Origin of the sequence: Staphylococcus equorum, from assembly GCF_001747895.1 — a bacterium.
In the GTDB taxonomy this organism is placed as follows: domain Bacteria; phylum Bacillota; class Bacilli; order Staphylococcales; family Staphylococcaceae; genus Staphylococcus; species Staphylococcus equorum_A.
Window position 1 is genome coordinate 51546 of sequence record NZ_LNNB01000009.1, and the last position, 18132, is coordinate 69677.

Consider the following 18132-nt stretch of genomic DNA (forward strand, 5'->3'; position numbering starts at 1 on the left):
AGAGCTATATAAAATGCACGGATATGTTATAAAATGGTATGAATGTGGTATGTAGTAAATAAACAGATTTATGGGAGGAATTCATATAATGAACTTATCATTTCATGGACAATCAACGATTTATTTCGAAGCGAACGGTAAAAAAGTAATTGTAGATCCATTTATTACTGGCAATGGTCAGTCAGATTTAGATGCAAATGCTTTAGAAGTAGACTATATTATTTTGACGCATGGCCATGGTGACCATTTCGGAGATACAGTCGAGTTGGCTAATAGAAATAATGCAACTGTAATTGGTTCAGCAGAACTGGGAGATTATTTAACTACAAATAAAAATGTTGAAAATGTAAGACCAATGAACATTGGTGGTAAAGCTGAATTTGAATTTGGTACAGTGAAATTTGTGCAAGCTTTTCACAGTTCAAGTTTAACTGATGATAATGGTATACCGGTTTATCTTGGCATGCCGATGGGTGTTATTTTAGAAGTTGAAGGCAAAACAATTTATCACACTGGAGATACAGGATTATTCAGCGATATGAAATTAATTGCAGAACGTCATCCTGTTGATGTTTGTTTTGTTCCTATTGGTGATAACTTTACTATGGGTATCGATGATGCAAGTTATGCTATCAACACATTTATTAAACCTAAAATCACTGTCCCTGTGCATTACGATACATTTGAATTGATTGAACAAGATCCAAACAAATTTAAATCTGCTGTTACAGTAGGAGAGGTGCAAATTTTAAAAACTGGAGAATCAGTTAAGTTTTAAATTATTTAAAGGCTTAGGATTTGCAATAAATTAAAAATAGCGACAAAATATTATTATTTTGTCGCTATTTTTATGTTTTTATAAGAAAAATTCAAACTATTCATTTATATTTCATGTTTTTTAAGGATACAAATTAAAAAACAAACCCAATGCATTTGTGCGTTAGGCTTGTTTAGGCGTGTAACTCAAATGAATACAAAAGCTTTTTTGAGTTTTATCTTATTTTACGATAAGAACAGGGATGTTTGCTCTTTTAGCCACCTTATGGCTGACACTACCTAGGACAAATTTTTTCTTTTCCTCAGCTTTGCGGTTACTGAGTACGACGATTTCATATTTGCCACTATTAGCTTGTTTAACTAATTGTTCTTTGGCACTGCCACGAACAATAATTTCATCATATTTGATACCATATTCATCTAAAGCTTCACGTGTAGGCTCAAGTCCTTTGCTACGCTTTTCAACTAGTTTATCTAAATGAACACCAGATTTAATTGATGATTGTGCATCTTGTTCACTAATTGAATTTAAAATAGTGACCGTCGTTCCTTCACCGGCTAGTTTTGATACTTCTTTAAGTGCTTTTTCATTAGTAAGTGTTGTATCTACACCAAGTAAAATATTTTTGAACATTGTTCATCCCTCCTTGATATCATTCTAATCAAAATTTCTTGATAAATCCAATTATAATATAAAATCTTACATATTAATTTCTTAAAAAGAATTATTTATATTATTTAAAAGGTGCAGTTCAACATTATAAAGTTATAATCTACCATAATTTGAATTGTGACATCGCAATTTTATATATAAGAAGTTATAATGGCATAGAAACTGTTCAATATAAATGAGGTTATTTAAATGACAAAGCATGAGCAAATTTTATCATATATAGAATCTCTAGCAGTAGGACAAAAAATTTCTGTTAGAAAAGTGGCGAAAGATTTAAGTGTATCTGAAGGTACAGCTTACCGAGCGATTAAAGATGCTGGTCAAATTGGCTTGGTAGCAACAATTGACCGCGTAGGTACTGTTCGTATAGAGAAGAAAACACGTGAGCAAATTGAACAACTTACATTTGGTGAAATTGTAAAGATTATAGACGGTCAAGTGTTAGGCGGCAGAAACGGTTTAATTAAAACACTAACTAAGTTTGCCATAGGTGCGATGGAGATTGACGATGTAGTAAAATATTTAAGTACGCATACATTATTGATTGTAGGTAATCGTAAAGATGTACAATTAGCAGCTTTAAAAAGAGGAAGTGCGGTGCTGATTACAGGTGGTTTTAGAACATCTGATGAAATTATAAAGTATGCAGATGAACATGATCTACCAATACTTTCTTCTAATTATGATACATACCTAGTAGCAAACATCATTAATAGAGCAATGTATAACCAAATGATTCGTAAAGAAATATTGGTCGTTGAAGATATTGTGAAGTCAGTAAAAGAGAGCACAGTAATCTTTGAAAATATGAAGTTGATTGATTATAAAGAAAAAGCAAGAGCTACTGGACATTCAAGATTTCCAGTTATTGATGAACAGTGGAAACTAGTAGGTATTATTACGAGCAAAGAAATTATTAAAATGGATGATTATGATACGATAGCTCAGTTTATGACGAAGGCTCCTATAAATGTCCAATTAACTACCACAGTAGCAAATTGTGCGCATATGATGATTTGGGAAGGTATAGAACTGTTACCAGTGACTACAAGTAGCAAAAAACTTATAGGTGTTATTACGAGAAAAGATGTATTAACAGCGATGCAATTATTAAGCCGACAACCTCAAGTGGGTGAAACTATTAATGATCAAATTGCAAAACATATCAACATTACAAATAATGGCATTCAAGTACAAACAACCCCGCTATTAACGAATCAATATGGTACTTTAAGTAAAGCTGTATTCGTCGCTATAATTGAAGAAACAGTACGCTATGAAATGAGAAAGTTAAAAAAACTTGAAGTCATGATAGAAAGTTTGAACATTATATATATTAAGACAGTACAAATCGAATCAGAAATCGATGTGCATTATGATATGTTAGATGTAGGGAGAAACTTTGCTAAACTAGAAGTGACAATGTCTACTGATGAGCATCATGTCGCGAAAGCAATGATTATCTGCCAGATGATAGATTAAACGAATTTTATATAACTAATGAAAAGGAAGATATAAATGACTAAAGAATTCAATCAAATTATGAGTGAAATTAACGAAGCTGAAACAGTTATTATACATAGACATGTCAGACCTGACCCAGATGCTTATGGTTCACAGCTTGGTTTGAAACATTACTTAACATTAAAATTTCCAGATAAAAACATATATGCAGTTGGGGAATCAGAGCCTTCGTTAGATTTTATAGGAACTTTTGACGAAATTACAGATGAACAATACAAAGATGCATTAGTGATTGTCTGTGATACGGCTAATTCGCCAAGGATTAGTGATGCACGCTTTAATAAAGGTCGTTCCCTAATTAAAATTGACCATCATCCTGCAGTAGATCAATATGGTGATATTAATTATGTGAATGCACAGGCTTCTTCTACAAGTGAAATTATCTTTGACTTTATTGCGCATTTTAATGACACAACTGTGATAGATGCATCTGTTGCACGTGTACTATATTTAGGAATTGTTGGTGATACAGGTCGTTTCTTATTTAATAATACGACGTCCCATACGATGGAAGTCGCAAGCCAGTTACTTAAATATCCATTTAATCATAATGAAGAGCTTAATAAAATGGGCGAAAAAGACCCAAAACTCTTACCATTCCAAGGATATGTATTACAGAACTTTGAGTTAGATGAAAATGGATTTTGTAAAATAATAATTACACAAGATGTGCTTAAGCAGTTTAATATTGCTGCTAACGAAGCTTCATTATTTGTAAATGCGATTGCAGATATTCAAGGCTTGAAGATATGGGTCTTTGCTGTTGATGAAGGTTCTGAAATAAGATGTCGCATCCGCTCAAAAGGCATTGTGATTAATGATATTGCAAGTGAATTTGGTGGCGGAGGTCATCCAAATGCATCAGGTGTTTCTGTTGCTAACTGGAACGAATTTAATACATTAGCCGAAGCTTTAAATAATAAGTTATAAGTATATAGGAGGTGTTTGCTGATGGTTACGCATTTAAATATTCATACAACATACGACTTATTACATTCTAGTTTGAGAATAAAAGATGTTGTTGCTAAGGCCGCTAAAGAAGGGTATACCGCGTTAGCGATTACAGACACAAATGTCTTATACGGTTACCCACAATTTTATGACGCGTGTATTGCAGCAAATATTCATCCTATATTCGGTATGACAATTTTTGTGACAGATGGATTAGAGTCAGTGGAAACGATAGTGCTAGCGCAAAATGAACAAGGACTAAAAGATATGTTTAAGCTGTCGTCTGCTATAAAAATGAAAGAAAAAACTGAAACACCTATAGAGTGGCTAAAAAAATATCTACAGCATTTTGTTGTTATTTTTAAAGATGTATCATCATCAAATGAAGCTATTGTAGCTAAATTTACCGATGATACACATGTTTATGTGAATCATACGAGTGAAGTAACATTGGAATTACCAATGGTTTGGGCACAAAGTACACGTTATCTTAATCAACAAGATGCTGATACACTGACTGCACTTGCTGCAATCAGAGATAACGATAAACTAGATTTAGTAAGTGAACAACCTGATTATAATGCACATTTATACGATAATAATGATTTAACTACACTTCATTTAAGTAAGGAAGTGTTGGATAACACAAATCAACTTGCAACAGTATGTCAGGCTGAAATGATTTATCATCAGTCATTATTACCTAAATTTAAAACGCCAGATAATCAGCAATCAAAAGATTATTTATGGCAAATATTACAAGAAAACTTAAGCCAACTCAGTTTAGATCATAGTCAATTCGAAACGTACAGAGAAAGGCTTGCCCATGAGTATCAAGTCATTACTCGCATGGGTTTTGAAGATTACTTTCTTATAGTAAGTGATTTAATACATTTTGCGAAAACACATGATGTATTAATAGGGCCTGGTCGTGGTTCTTCCGCAGGGTCATTGGTAAGTTATCTTTTAAACATTACTACGGTTGATCCCATACAATATAATTTACTGTTTGAGCGTTTTCTTAATCCGGAACGTGTAACAATGCCGGATATTGATATTGATTTTGAAGATACGCATAGAGATAAAGTAATTCAATATGTTCAAGAAAAGTATGGTGATAATCACGTTGCAGGTATAGTAACGTTTGGTCATTTGTTAGCTAGAGCAGTAGCTAGAGATGTTGGTAGAATTATGGGATTTGATGAGATTACTTTAAATGAAATTTCTAAATTAATACCACACAAGTTAGGTATAACTTTGGATCAAGCATATGAACAAAATGATTTTAAACAGTTTGTGCACCGAAATCATAGGCATGAACGATGGTTTGAAATTAGTAAAAAATTAGAAGGTTTACCTCGTCATACTTCAACACATGCTGCAGGTATCATTATTAATGATCATCCATTATATGAATATGCACCGTTGACGTTAGGTGATACTGGATTATTAACGCAGTGGACGATGACAGAAGCAGAGAGAATAGGCTTGCTGAAGATTGACTTCTTAGGGTTACGGAATTTATCCATTATTCATCAAATTGTGAAACAAGTAAAAAAAGATATGAATACACATATTGATATAGAGCAAATACCTTTTGATGATAGCAAAGTCTTTCAATTATTGTCACAAGGTGATACTACAGGTATTTTTCAACTAGAATCAGATGGTATTAGAAATGTATTGAAAAAATTACAACCTGAACATTTTGAAGATATTGTAGCCGTAACGTCTTTATACAGACCAGGTCCTATGGAAGAAATACCTACCTATATTACGAGAAGGCATAATCCATCGAAGGTGCAATATTTGCATAGTGATTTACAGCCGATATTAAGTAACACTTATGGCGTTATCATTTATCAAGAACAAATCATGCAAATTGCCAGTAAGTTCGCAAACTTTAGTTATGGAGAAGCGGATATTTTAAGACGTGCGATGAGTAAAAAGAACCGTGCTGTATTAGAAAGTGAACGTCAACACTTTGTGGATGGTGCTTTAAATAATGGCTATGATGAAAATTTAAGTAAGCAAATATTTGATTTGATTCTAAAATTTGCAGACTATGGCTTTGCACGTGCCCATGCTGTAAGCTATTCTAAAATTGCTTATATTATGAGCTATTTAAAAGTACATTATCCTAACTATTTTTACGCTAATATTTTGAGCAATACTATTGGAAGCGAGAAAAAGACAGCACAAATTATTGATGAAGCAAAGCATCAATCAATCAATATTTTAACGCCGAATATAAATCAAAGTCATTGGTTCTATAAAGCAACTAAACAGGGTATATACTTGTCAATCGGTGCGATTAAAGGTGTAGGTTATCAAAGCGTTAAGTTAATTGTTGACGAACGCATAACGCATGGTCATTTCAAAGACTTTTTTGATTTCACAAGACGCATTCCTAAAAGGATTAAATCTAGAAAATTACTTGAAGCGCTCATATTAGTAGGCGCTTTCGATACCTTTGGTAAGAATCGTGCTACGCTACTACAGTCAATTGATCAAGTACTGGATAGTTCATCTGATATTGAACAAGACGGTTTTATATTTGATGTATTAACGCCTAAAGCGACATATGAAGACAAAGAGGAATTGCCAGATAAAGTATTAAGTGATTATGAAAAAGAATATTTAGGCTTTTATGTTTCAACACATCCTGTCGAAAAAGCCTTTGAACAAAAGCAATATCTTGGTATATATAAACTCACTAATGCACGAGATAATCAACCGATTTTTGTTCAAATTGATAATATTAAACGTATACGTACAAAAAACGGTCAGAATATGGCTTTTGTAACATTAAATGACGGAATTAATAGTTTGGATGGCGTTGTTTTTCCAGATGCATTCAAAAAATATGAAACAGATTTGAAAACGGATGAGACATTTATCCTAAAAGGTAAGTTTGAAAATAGGAATAATAAGAAGCAACTTATTATTAATCAAATAGAGACGATTGATGCATTCGAAGTGAGTACATTTGAACATGCGAAACAAATTGTGATTAGAAACCTTAGCGATGAAACAGAAGTAAAGCAATTTTTAACACAAACAGAGCACAGCAATTATATTCCAGTTAAGTATTTTCAAGAAGAGCAAAATAAGTTCAAAATCATAGGTTATATCACACGAGATAACGACGTATTAAATACATTTATACAACGATTTTCGCCTTGGGATATAAGAATTATTTAACTTTAATAGCGCTATGAACTATGGTATAGTAAACTGATGGTTAAGCATAAACTTGCCGTCAGTTTTAATTTTAACTAAATTAAAGATAAGAATTATTTAATGTCAAATCAATCTATATATTTTTATTACAAATATTAACTGTAAGGGTGAATTCGACATCTTGTTAGCAATATCATTTGTAATTTAAGTTAGATTGTAATAAAAATATATATGAACTGATTTTTATACTAGTTGAATGTAAAGGGGTAGATTTACATGACATTGAGAGACGAAGCATTAGAAATGCATAGACGAAATCAAGGAAAATTGGAAGTAACGCCTAAGGTTCAAGTTACCAATAAGGAAGAATTAAGTTTAGCTTATTCACCAGGTGTCGCAGAGCCTTGTAAAGAGATACATGAAGATTCTAGGAAAGTTTTTGAGTATACCATGAAAGGCAATACTGTTGCTGTTGTAACAGATGGCACAGCTGTTTTAGGATTAGGCAATATTGGTGCAGAAGCGAGTATCCCAGTAATGGAAGGGAAAGCAGTACTATTTAAAAGCTTTTCTGGTATCGATGGTGTACCTATTGCATTAAACACTACAGATACAGATGATATAGTTAACACTGTGAAATTATTAGAACCGAATTATGGTGGCATAAACTTAGAAGATATTTCGGCACCGCGTTGTTTTGAAATTGAAGAACGTTTAAAAAAAGAAACTAAAATACCAGTATTTCACGATGATCAACATGGTACAGCAATTGTAACAGTAGCCGGTATGGTTAATGCCTTAAGAATAGTGGATAAAGATTTATCAGACATTAAGGTCGTTCTCAATGGTGCTGGGGCAGCTGGTATGGCTATCGTTAAATTATTATATTCTTATGGTGTTCGAGATATGATTATGTGTGATTCTAAAGGTGCTATTTTTGAAGGACGCGCTTTTGGTATGAATGATACAAAAGCATACGTAGCTAAGTGGACTAATAGAGAAAAAATTGAGGGCAGTTTAAATGATGTCATCAGAGATGCTGACGTATTTATAGGTGTTTCTGTTGCAGATTTATTAACAAAAGAAATGGTTGAATCTATGGCCGATGATCCAATTATCTTTGCTATGGCAAACCCTAACCCAGAAATTCAGCCAGATGTTGCAAAGGCAGCAGGTGCAAAAGTAATAGGTACAGGTCGTTCAGATTTTCCAAATCAAATTAATAATGTCTTAGCATTTCCCGGTATATTTAGAGGTGCTTTAGATGTAGAAGCAACACAAATTAATGAAGCAATGAAGCAAGCTGCGGTTGAAGCGATTGCGAATTTAATTAATCCAGAAGAATTGAATCCTGATTATTGTATTCCTGGTCCGTTTGATAAGCGAGTGGCACCGTCAGTTGCTAGAGAAGTTGCAAAAGCAGCGATGGAGTCTGGCGTTGCTAGAAATGATATGGATTCAGAGGAAATATATGAAAAGACAATGAAATTAACAGATTTAGATAAATAATATTCGTTAATACTAAACTCAATACGTAACTTACAGTTAAGTGTAGAGACAGATTGCGATATTTATGTGGAGGTTTACCAATGTTTAAAGATTTTTTCAATAGAAGTAGTAAAAAGAAAAAGTATGTAACCGTATCGGATTCAAAACAAAGCGATGTTCCAGCAGGTATTATGACGAAATGTCCTAAATGTAAAAAAATTATGTATACGAAAGAATTAGCTGAAAACTTAAACGTTTGTTTTAACTGTGATCATCATATTGCACTTACAGCTTATAAACGCATTGAAGCTATTTCTGACGAAGGCACATTTAAAGAATTTGATAGAGGCATGACTTCGGCAAATCCATTGGACTTCCCAAGTTACGAAGAAAAAATCCAAAAAGATCGACAAAAAACTGATCTAAACGAAGCAGTAGTAACTGGAACTGCAAATTTAGAGGGTATAAGTTATGGTGTTGCTGTTATGGATGCTAGATTCAGAATGGGCAGCATGGGTTCTGTAGTAGGCGAGAAAATTTGTAGAATTATTGAGCACTGTATTGAAAACCGTTTACCATTTATTTTATTTTCAGCAAGTGGTGGAGCTAGAATGCAAGAAGGTATTATTTCGTTAATGCAAATGGGTAAAACGAGTGTGACACTGAAGAAACATGCGGACGCTGGGTTATTGTATATTTCTTACATTACTAATCCAACTACAGGTGGTGTTTCTGCAAGTTTTGCTTCTGTAGGTGATATCAATCTTAGTGAACCCAAAGCGTTAATTGGATTTGCTGGGAGACGTGTCATTGAACAAACAATTAATGAAAAATTACCAGAGGATTTCCAAACTGCAGAATTTCTATTAGAACATGGCCAATTAGATAAAGTAGTACATAGAAAAGAAATGAAAACAACGTTATCTAGTATCTTAAAAATGCACCAAGAGGTGAAAACAAATGCTTGATTTTGAAAAGCCGCTTTTTGAAATAAAAAATAAAATTGAATCATTAAAAGAATCTCAAGAAAAAAATGATGTAGATCTGCAAGAAGAAATTGATATGCTTGAAGCTTCTTTAGAGAGAGAGACTGAAAAGGTATATACAAACCTTAAACCTTGGGATCGTGTGCAATTAGCACGTTTACAAGAAAGACCTACATCTTTAGATTACATACCTTATATATTCGACTCATTCATGGAACTCCATGGTGATAGAAATTACAGAGATGATCCTGCAATGATTGGTGGCATTGGTTATTTGAATGGCCAAGCAGTTACTGTAGTTGGACAACAACGTGGTAAAGATACCAAAGATAATATTTATCGTAATTTTGGGATGGCCCATCCAGAAGGTTATAGAAAAGCAATTAGATTGATGAAACAAGCAGAAAAATTCAATCGACCTATTATTACTTTTATTGATACTAAAGGTGCTTATCCAGGTAAAGCAGCAGAAGAACGTGGACAAAGTGAATCTATTGCTAGAAACTTAGTCGAAATGGCTGCGTTAACAGTACCAGTCATTTCTATTGTGATTGGTGAAGGCGGTAGTGGCGGAGCTTTAGGTTTAGGTATTACAAATCGTATATTGATGCTTGAAAATAGTACGTATTCAGTTATTTCCCCTGAAGGTGCCTCTGCACTGTTATGGAAAGACAGCAATCTTGCAAAAATTGCTGCAGAAACAATGAAGATTACTGCTGAAGATTTACGTGAACTCAATATAGCTGATGATGTAATTAAAGAACCATTAGGTGGTGCGCATCATGATGTTGAAATTCAAGCACAAAATATCAAAAAAGGGTTTGAATATTATTTAGCAGAATTAAGTCAGTTAAATAAACAACAACTTGTTGATGACCGATATGCTAAATTTAGAAATATTGGAACATTCCACGAATAATAATAAATATACTAAGATTAGCTGTACAGAAATTTATGACGATAGATTTCTGCACAGCTATTTTTTATAGTTGTAGAGAAGGAGATTGAGTAAATGCAAACCCTTAACTTATTTAAAAAATAAATATATTGTTTAAGAAATATAATTTAAAGGTAAATATAAAAGAGTGCTCATTTCATTTTTGCCGAAAAATTATAGTAAACGCTTACTAGTTATAATTTAATAGCTTAGATTACTTTAAAACGTTTACATTCGGCACAAAGCCTTATTTTAATGGCACCATTGTATTATTTATGGTATTTTTAGAATAAGAAATACATGTTAGAAAGGTTTGTCGTCATGAAAAAAATTGCAGTGTTGACAAGTGGTGGAGATTCTCCAGGCATGAACGCAGCTGTAAGAGCTGTAGTTAGAAAAGCGATTTTTAATAACATTGAAGTCTATGGTGTTTACCAAGGCTATCAAGGTTTATTAAACGATGATATCGAAAAGCTTGAACTCGGTTCTGTAGGGGATACAATTCAACGCGGAGGCACTTTTTTATATTCAGCAAGGTGTCCTGAATTTAAAGAAGTAGAAGTGCGTAAGAAAGGCATAGAAAACTTACGTAAAAGAGGCATCGAAGGCCTTGTAGTTATCGGTGGAGACGGTAGTTATAGAGGCGCGCAACGTATAAGTGAAGAATGTGAAGAAATCCAGACAATTGGAATACCTGGTACGATTGATAATGATATTAATGGTTCAGATTTTACAATTGGATTTGATACAGCATTAAACACTATTATTGATTGCGTTGATAAAATCCGCGATACAGCATCGAGTCATGCTAGAACCTTTATTATAGAAGTTATGGGACGTGATTGTGGAGATTTAGCATTATGGGCAGGTATGTCTGTAGGTGCAGAAACAATTATTGTTCCAGAGGTAGAAACAGACATTAAAGATGTAGCTGAAAAGATCGATAATGGTATTAAAAGAGGTAAAAAGCATTCAATCGTCATGGTTGCAGAAGGTTGTATGTCTGGAGAGGCTTGCGCTCAAGAGTTAACTAAGTATATTAATGTTGATGCGCGTGTTTCTGTATTAGGTCATATCCAACGTGGTGGTAGCCCAAGTGGAGCAGATCGTGTGTTAGCGTCACGTTTAGGTGGTCATGCAGTAGATTTATTATTACAAGGGAAAACTGCTATCGGTGTAGGCATCCGTAATAATGAATTAACTGACACACCGTTTGAAGAAATATTCAGATCAGATCAACATGAGTTTGATTTTGAAACTTATGAATTAACAAATGAATTATCTATATAAAATACTTGGAGGCATTATTAATGAGAAAAACTAAAATTGTTTGTACTATTGGACCAGCGTCAGAATCGGAAGAAATGCTTGAGAAATTAATGAAAGCTGGAATGAACGTTGCACGTTTAAACTTTTCACATGGTGATCATGCAGAACATAAAGCAAGAATTGATTCAATTCGCAAAGTATCTAAAAAATTAGGTAAAACTGTTGCAATCTTACTAGATACTAAAGGCCCTGAAATTCGTACACATAGTATGAAAAATGGCAAAATAGAACTTGAAAAAGATACTGAAGTCATTGTAAGCATGACAGAAGTAGAAGGTACACCTGAAAAATTCTCAGTAACTTATGATAATTTAATCAATGATGTAGAAGAAGGTTCATATATTTTATTAGATGATGGCTTAATTGAATTACAAGTTAAAAGTATCGACAAAGATAACGGCGAAGTTGTTTGTGATGTACTAAACACTGGCGAATTAAGCAACAAAAAAGGTGTTAACTTACCTGGCGTTAAAGTAAGTTTACCTGGTATCACTGATAAAGATGCTGAAGATATTAATTTCGGTATTAGCGAAGGCGTTGATTTTATCGCAGCTAGTTTCGTACGTCGTCCAAGTGATGTACTAGATATCCGTAAATTACTAGAAGCACAAAAAAATACAACAATCAGTATTATACCTAAAATTGAAAATCAAGAAGGTATCGATAATATCAAAGGTATTCTTGAAGTTTCAGATGGTTTAATGGTTGCACGTGGTGATATGGGTGTTGAAATCCCACCAGAATCAGTACCTATGGTGCAAAAGGATTTAATTAGACAATGTAATAAATTAGGCAAACCTGTTATCACTGCGACTCAAATGCTTGATTCTATGCAAAGAAACCCACGTGCTACACGTGCCGAAGCAAGTGATGTTGCCAACGCAATTTATGATGGTACTGATGCAGTTATGCTTTCTGGTGAAACAGCTGCTGGACTTTATCCTGAAGAAGCAGTTAAAACAATGCGTAATATTGCAGTTTCTGCTGAAGGTGCACAAGATTATAAAAAATTATTATCAGACCGTACTAAATTAGTAGAAACTTCACTTGTTAATGCAATTGGTGTTTCAGTTGCACATACAGCATTAAACTTAAATGTAAAAGCAATTGTTGCTGCTACAGAAAGTGGTTCTACTGCACGTACGATTTCTAAATATCGTCCACAATCAGACATTATCGCAGTAACACCTAATCCAGAAACTGCACGCCAATGTGCGCTAGTATGGGGAATTCACCCAGTAATCAAAGAAGGACGTAAAACTACAGATGCATTATTAAATAATGCTGTAGCTACTGCAGTTGAAACAGAAAAAGTTCAAAATGGTGATTTAATTATTATCACTGCTGGCGTTCCAACAGGTGAAAAAGGTACTACTAACATGATGAAATTACATTTAGTAGGCGATGAACTTGCAAAAGGACAAGGTATTGGTAGAAATTCAGTTGTTGGCCAAACACTTGTTGTTAATAATGCAAGTGAGTTAGAAGGTAAAGATTTATCTGAAACTATTATTGTAACGTCTTCAGTAGACGAAACGCTTGTACCTTATATTGAAAATGCAATTGGTTTAATCACAGAAGAAAACGGCATCACTTCACCAAGTGCGATTATTGGTTTAGAAAAAGGTATTCCTACAGTTGTTGGTGTTGAAAACGCAACTAAAGAAATACAAAATGATGTTTTAGTTACTATTGATGCAAATCAAGGTAAAATCTTCGAAGGTTATGCTAACGTTCTATAATAAATTTACGAATATAAACAAATAGGCAGTTGTAAATTCCTATTTGAAATAATAGAAGACATTGAGAGTTAATTGAATTTTAAATTCAGTTAACTCTCTTTTTAATTTTCACTCAATCTTATATAAAATCACTAAGATTACTATTTTTAATCATAATAAAAAACTATCCATACACATTGGTTCGCGAGCAATGTGTATAGATAGCTTATTTTGAAAATACCCTCTTTTATTTATCTTGAGTACGTGCTACTTTTTTATATCTTAAGTACATTAAACTTAAGGCAACGAACCATATCGGTGTTAAAAATACTGCTGTTCTTGTAACCTCATTTACGAATAATAGACAAAATACTAAGAAGAAAAATATTAAGATGATATAACCCATATATTTACCGCCTACTAATTTAAAATTAGCCTGTTTGTGGCCTTCTGGGTTACGTTTAGTATAATTGATATAAGCAACGGTGATTAACGCCCAAACGGCTAAAAACAACACTGTAGATACAGTTGTGATATAAGTGAAGACGAGTGTTGCATTCGGTACAATATAATTTAATAAAGCTGCGATCATCAGTAAAGCGCATGAGACAAATATTGCAATGTGCGGCACACCATTTTTATTCGTTGATGCAAAATAAGGTGGTGCTTGTTTTTGATTAGAAAGACCAAAGAGCATACGACTGTTAGAAAAAATACCACTGTTACAAGAAGATGCCGCTGCAGTTAGTACAACGAAATTAATAATGCCTGCTGCAAATGGAATACCGATTAGCGCGAACAATCTAACAAATGGACTATCGTCAGGATTTATGGCATTCCATGGGATGATTGACATAATCACAGCTAACGCGCCTACATAAAAAACTAATATACGTAAAGGCACACTATTAATTGCTTTCGGTAAGGTCTTAGTCGGATCTTTAGTTTCGCCCGCAGTCACACCTATTAATTCGATACCGACAAATGAGAATACAGCCATTTGGAATGACATTAAAAACCCATTAACCCCTTTAGGGAATATACCATTAGTGTATAAATTAGATAATGAAGCATGTCCAAATTGTGTGTCATAGGCCATAATAATCATAATTGCACCAACAACAATCAAAGCGAGAATCGTTACAATTTTTATGATTGCAAACCAAAATTCTAACTCCCCAAATAGTTTAGCGCTTAATAAATTAAGTGACATAAGTACAAGTACACAGAACAAAGCACTGATCCAATTTGGAATGTGAGGAAACCAAAAACTTACATATTTAGCTACTGCAGTAACCTCAGCCATACCAGTAATAATCCAACATAACCAATAAGTCCAACCAGTTACAAAACCTGCAAATGAACCAATGTATTGATTCGTGACATCGGCGAAAGACTTGAAATTAGTATTTGTCACAAGCATTTCTCCTAAGCCACGCATAAACATAAATAGCATAAAACCAATGATAATATATGTAAGTAAAATAGAAGGGCCAGTTAACGCGATGGTTTGGCCAGCTCCTAAAAATAGACCTGTACCAATTGCGCCACCAATTGCAATCAACTGGATGTGCCGATTACTTAGTTCTCTCTGTAATTCATTGTTTGACATAATCTACTACTCCTTCATTTTGTCGTTTTATTATTATGCAACTGTCTTTAAAATATTACAACTGTTTTTTAACTGAATCATAAAAAAAGTTAAGGATAAAACTACATTAATAATTAGTTATTAATAATGATAACCAAATGAAAAGTAATAAAAATTGAACTGTAAGGCTTTCCATACTAAAATGAGATTATAACACCGTTTCATATCATGACGTGTTTAAGGGTATATAAACAAATACTTATTTCTTAGTGTTTTGGCAAGAGGATTAAACTTTAAATATTCACAAAAGGGACGAAATTGGATATAATGGTTAATGAAAGCCATTTCATAACGAAATAGAAAAGGGGAATTTATATATGGCAGAGTTACAAAAAGGTTTAGAAGGGGTAATTGCATCTCAAACTAAAGTAAGTTCTATCATTGATAGTCAATTAACATATGCAGGTTATGATATTGATGATTTAGCTCAAAATGCTGAGTTTGAAGAAGTTGTCTTCTTATTATGGCACTACCGATTACCTAATGAAGAAGAATTAAAAGAATTAAAAGAAAAGCTTTTTGAACACATGACACTAAATCCTAGAGTGTATAATCACTTTAAAGAATACGCTACTAGTAATGTGCATCCAATGACAGCGTTAAGAACTTCTGTGTCTTATATTGCCCATTTTGATGAACATGCTGAAACTGAAAGCGATGAACAAACAATGGAACGTGCAATACGTATTCAAGCTAAAATAGCTTCTCTTGTTACAGCATATGCAAGAGTTAGAGAAGGTAAAGAGGTTGTAAAACCCAATAGTGAATTAAATTATGCAGGAAACTTCTTATATATGTTAAGAGGGGAACTACCTACAGATATCGAAGTTGAAGCGTTTAACAAAGCGCTTGTATTACATGCTGACCATGAGTTGAATGCCTCAACATTTACAGCAAGATGTGCTGTTTCATCATTATCAGATATGTATTCAGGCATTGTTGCTGCAGTTGGTTCATTAAAAGGCCCACTTCACGGTGGCGCAAATGAACGTGTCATGAGCATGCTAGCTGAAGTGAAATCAATTGATGAAGTTGATAATTACATCGATAAAAAAATTGAAAATAAAGAAAAAATTATGGGCTTCGGACACCGTGTATATAAAGATGGTGATCCAAGAGCGAAATACTTAAAAGAAATGAGTAGAAAAATCACAGCAGAAACAGGTCAAAGTCAATTATTTGATATTTCCGTTAAAATTGCTGATAAGATGAAAGAAGAAAAAGGCTTAATAGCCAATGTGGATTTCTTTAGTGCGACAGTTTATCATAGTATGAACATTGAGCATGATTTATTCACTCCAATTTTTGCGGTAAGTAGAACTTCTGGTTGGATTGCACATATCTTAGAACAATATAGAGATAACAGAATTATGCGTCCAAGAGCTGAGTATATTGGTGAAACAGATAGAAAATATGAACCAATAGAAAAAAGATAATAAGTTTAATCATTTTCATTACAGTTTTTATTGTAATAATGAATGTATAAACAATATTTTTGAAAAGTATTTAATCAATAAAACAAAACACGGAGGTTTTTTTACATGTCAGGAGAAAAAATAGTAAAATCACAAGAAGGTTTAACAGTTCCAAATAATCCAATCATCCCATTTATTATCGGTGATGGTATTGGACCAGATATCTGGAATGCGGCAAGCAGAGTAATCGATGCAGCTGTTGAAGAAGCTTATAACGGTGAAAAGAAAATCGAATGGAAAGAAGTATTAGCTGGACAAAAAGCTTACGATGAAACTGGCGAATGGTTACCTAAAGAAACACTTGATACAATTAATGAATATTTAATTGCTATTAAAGGTCCTTTAACAACACCAATTGGTGGCGGTATCCGCTCACTTAACGTTGCTTTACGTCAAGAATTAGATTTATTTACATGTTTACGCCCAGTACGTTGGTTCCAAGGCGTTCCTTCACCAGTTAAACGTCCTGAAGACACTGATATGGTTATTTTCCGTGAAAATACTGAAGACATTTATGCTGGTATTGAATTCCAAGAAGGTACTCCTGAAGTTAAGAAATTAATTGAATTCTTACAAAATGAAATGGGCGCTAAAAATATTAGATTCCCAGAAACATCAGGTATTGGTGTGAAACCAGTTTCTAAAGAAGGTACAGAACGTTTAGTACGTGCTTCTATACAATACGCTTTAGAAAATAATCGTAAATCATTAACTTTAGTGCATAAAGGTAATATCATGAAATTTACTGAAGGTGCATTTAAACAATGGGGTTATGATTTAGCACATAACGAATTTGGTGATAAAGTATTTACTTGGCAGCAATATGATGAAATTGTTGAAAAAGAAGGTAAAGACAAAGCAAACGAAGCGCAAGAAAAAGCAGAAAAAGAAGGCAAAATTATCGTTAAAGATTCAATTGCTGACATTTTCTTACAACAAATCTTAACACGTCCATCAGATCATGATGTAGTGGCTACAATGAACTTAAATGGTGACTATGTATCTGATGCATTAGCAGCACAAGTTGGTGGCATTGGTATTGCACCTGGTGCAAACATTAACTATGAAACTGGACATGCTATTTTTGAAGCTACACATGGTACAGCTCCAAAATATGCTGGACAAAACAAAGTTAACCCATCATCTGAAATTTTAAGTGCAACACTAATGTTAGAACACCTAGGCTGGCAAGAAGCTGCAGATAAGATTACTGAATCAATTGAAAAAACAATTGCTTCTAAAGTAGTAACTTACGACTTTGCCCGTTTAATGGATGGTGCTAAAGAAGTTTCTACTTCTGACTTTGCAGATGAACTGATTAAAAACATCAAATAATATAAATTCGTATTGAATCGTTAAAGATTCAATATGAATTGATTTTAAAGTTACCAACAATATCTTAGGATTTTGTTGGTATTTTTTTGTTTTCACGATTTA

The 18132-nt window shown here is 33.4% G+C and carries 13 protein-coding genes; 11 read left to right on the plus strand and 2 right to left on the minus strand.

Going from position 1 to position 18132, the window contains the following annotated elements; translation table 11 throughout:
- Positions 1–88 precede the first annotated feature (88 nt).
- A complete protein-coding gene (locus AST02_RS02110) occupies positions 89–778 on the plus strand; it encodes a metal-dependent hydrolase (RefSeq protein WP_069815387.1) in 690 nt (229 codons plus the stop codon).
- Positions 779–997: 219 nt separating this feature from the next.
- Here AST02_RS02110 and AST02_RS02115 read toward each other — a convergent pair whose 3' ends face one another.
- The gene (locus tag AST02_RS02115) at positions 998–1411 is read right to left on the minus strand and encodes a universal stress protein (protein WP_069815389.1); all 414 of its coding nucleotides are present in this window, start codon (positions 1409–1411) and stop codon (positions 998–1000) included.
- A 228-nt stretch (positions 1412–1639) separates the two neighbouring features.
- Here AST02_RS02115 and AST02_RS02120 point away from each other — a divergent pair, with 228 nt between their 5' ends.
- The 8 genes from AST02_RS02120 to pyk all read left to right on the plus strand — a co-directional run bounded on the left by AST02_RS02120 (position 1640) and on the right by pyk (position 13590).
- Complete coding sequence (locus tag AST02_RS02120) at positions 1640–2932, plus strand: DRTGG domain-containing protein (protein ID WP_021339078.1); 1293 nt, start codon at positions 1640–1642, stop codon at positions 2930–2932.
- A 36-nt stretch (positions 2933–2968) separates the two neighbouring features.
- Complete coding sequence (locus AST02_RS02125; protein WP_069815390.1) at positions 2969–3904, plus strand: DHH family phosphoesterase; 936 nt, start codon at positions 2969–2971, stop codon at positions 3902–3904.
- A gap of 21 nt (positions 3905–3925) precedes the next feature.
- Entirely contained in the window at positions 3926–7129 is a 3204-nt protein-coding gene (locus AST02_RS02130; RefSeq protein ID WP_069815391.1) for a DNA polymerase III subunit alpha, read from the plus strand.
- A gap of 255 nt (positions 7130–7384) precedes the next feature.
- Positions 7385–8617 carry an NAD(P)-dependent malic enzyme gene (locus AST02_RS02135; RefSeq protein ID WP_069815392.1) on the plus strand — a complete coding sequence of 411 codons (1233 nt, stop codon included), beginning with the start codon at positions 7385–7387 and terminating at the stop codon, positions 8615–8617.
- An 80-nt stretch (positions 8618–8697) separates the two neighbouring features.
- On the plus strand, positions 8698–9564 hold the full coding sequence (gene accD / locus AST02_RS02140; RefSeq protein WP_046465549.1) for an acetyl-CoA carboxylase, carboxyltransferase subunit beta: 867 nt from the start codon (positions 8698–8700) through the stop codon (positions 9562–9564).
- Positions 9557–10501, plus strand: coding sequence for an acetyl-CoA carboxylase carboxyltransferase subunit alpha (locus AST02_RS02145; RefSeq protein WP_069815393.1), 945 nt, complete (start codon positions 9557–9559; stop codon positions 10499–10501). Before accD ends, AST02_RS02145 begins: the two co-directional genes overlap by 8 nt.
- A 339-nt stretch (positions 10502–10840) precedes the next feature.
- Entirely contained in the window at positions 10841–11809 is a 969-nt protein-coding gene (gene pfkA, locus AST02_RS02150) for a 6-phosphofructokinase (RefSeq protein ID WP_046465547.1), read from the plus strand.
- Between the two features lie 20 nt (positions 11810–11829).
- Entirely contained in the window at positions 11830–13590 is a 1761-nt protein-coding gene (pyk, locus tag AST02_RS02155) for a pyruvate kinase (protein ID WP_046465546.1), read from the plus strand.
- Positions 13591–13816: 226 nt separating this feature from the next.
- Here pyk and AST02_RS02160 read toward each other — a convergent pair whose 3' ends face one another.
- Positions 13817–15181 carry an amino acid permease gene (locus tag AST02_RS02160; protein ID WP_069815394.1) on the minus strand — a complete coding sequence of 455 codons (1365 nt, stop codon included), beginning with the start codon at positions 15179–15181 and terminating at the stop codon, positions 13817–13819.
- A 356-nt stretch (positions 15182–15537) separates the two neighbouring features.
- Here AST02_RS02160 and AST02_RS02165 point away from each other — a divergent pair, with 356 nt between their 5' ends.
- Complete coding sequence (locus AST02_RS02165; RefSeq protein ID WP_069815396.1) at positions 15538–16656, plus strand: citrate synthase; 1119 nt, start codon at positions 15538–15540, stop codon at positions 16654–16656.
- 105 nt (positions 16657–16761) lie between these two features.
- The gene (icd, locus tag AST02_RS02170; RefSeq protein ID WP_046465543.1) at positions 16762–18030 is read left to right on the plus strand and encodes an NADP-dependent isocitrate dehydrogenase; all 1269 of its coding nucleotides are present in this window, start codon (positions 16762–16764) and stop codon (positions 18028–18030) included.
- Positions 18031–18132: the final 102 nt, after the last annotated feature.

Bases quoted from the DNA above. Each gene is read 5' to 3' on its own strand.
- AST02_RS02110 (WP_069815387.1), top strand. From the start codon at position 89: ATGAACTTATCATTTCATGGACAATCAACGATTTATTTCGAAGCGAAC.
- AST02_RS02115 (WP_069815389.1), bottom strand. From the start codon at position 1,411: ATGTTCAAAAATATTTTACTTGGTGTAGATACAACACTTACTAATGAA.
- AST02_RS02120 (WP_021339078.1), top strand. From the start codon at position 1,640: ATGACAAAGCATGAGCAAATTTTATCATATATAGAATCTCTAGCAGTA.
- AST02_RS02125 (WP_069815390.1), top strand. From the start codon at position 2,969: ATGACTAAAGAATTCAATCAAATTATGAGTGAAATTAACGAAGCTGAA.
- AST02_RS02130 (WP_069815391.1), top strand. From the start codon at position 3,926: ATGGTTACGCATTTAAATATTCATACAACATACGACTTATTACATTCT.
- AST02_RS02135 (WP_069815392.1), top strand. From the start codon at position 7,385: ATGACATTGAGAGACGAAGCATTAGAAATGCATAGACGAAATCAAGGA.
- accD (WP_046465549.1), top strand. From the start codon at position 8,698: ATGTTTAAAGATTTTTTCAATAGAAGTAGTAAAAAGAAAAAGTATGTA.
- AST02_RS02145 (WP_069815393.1), top strand. From the start codon at position 9,557: ATGCTTGATTTTGAAAAGCCGCTTTTTGAAATAAAAAATAAAATTGAA.
- pfkA (WP_046465547.1), top strand. From the start codon at position 10,841: ATGAAAAAAATTGCAGTGTTGACAAGTGGTGGAGATTCTCCAGGCATG.
- pyk (WP_046465546.1), top strand. From the start codon at position 11,830: ATGAGAAAAACTAAAATTGTTTGTACTATTGGACCAGCGTCAGAATCG.
- AST02_RS02160 (WP_069815394.1), bottom strand. From the start codon at position 15,181: ATGTCAAACAATGAATTACAGAGAGAACTAAGTAATCGGCACATCCAG.
- AST02_RS02165 (WP_069815396.1), top strand. From the start codon at position 15,538: ATGGCAGAGTTACAAAAAGGTTTAGAAGGGGTAATTGCATCTCAAACT.
- icd (WP_046465543.1), top strand. From the start codon at position 16,762: ATGTCAGGAGAAAAAATAGTAAAATCACAAGAAGGTTTAACAGTTCCA.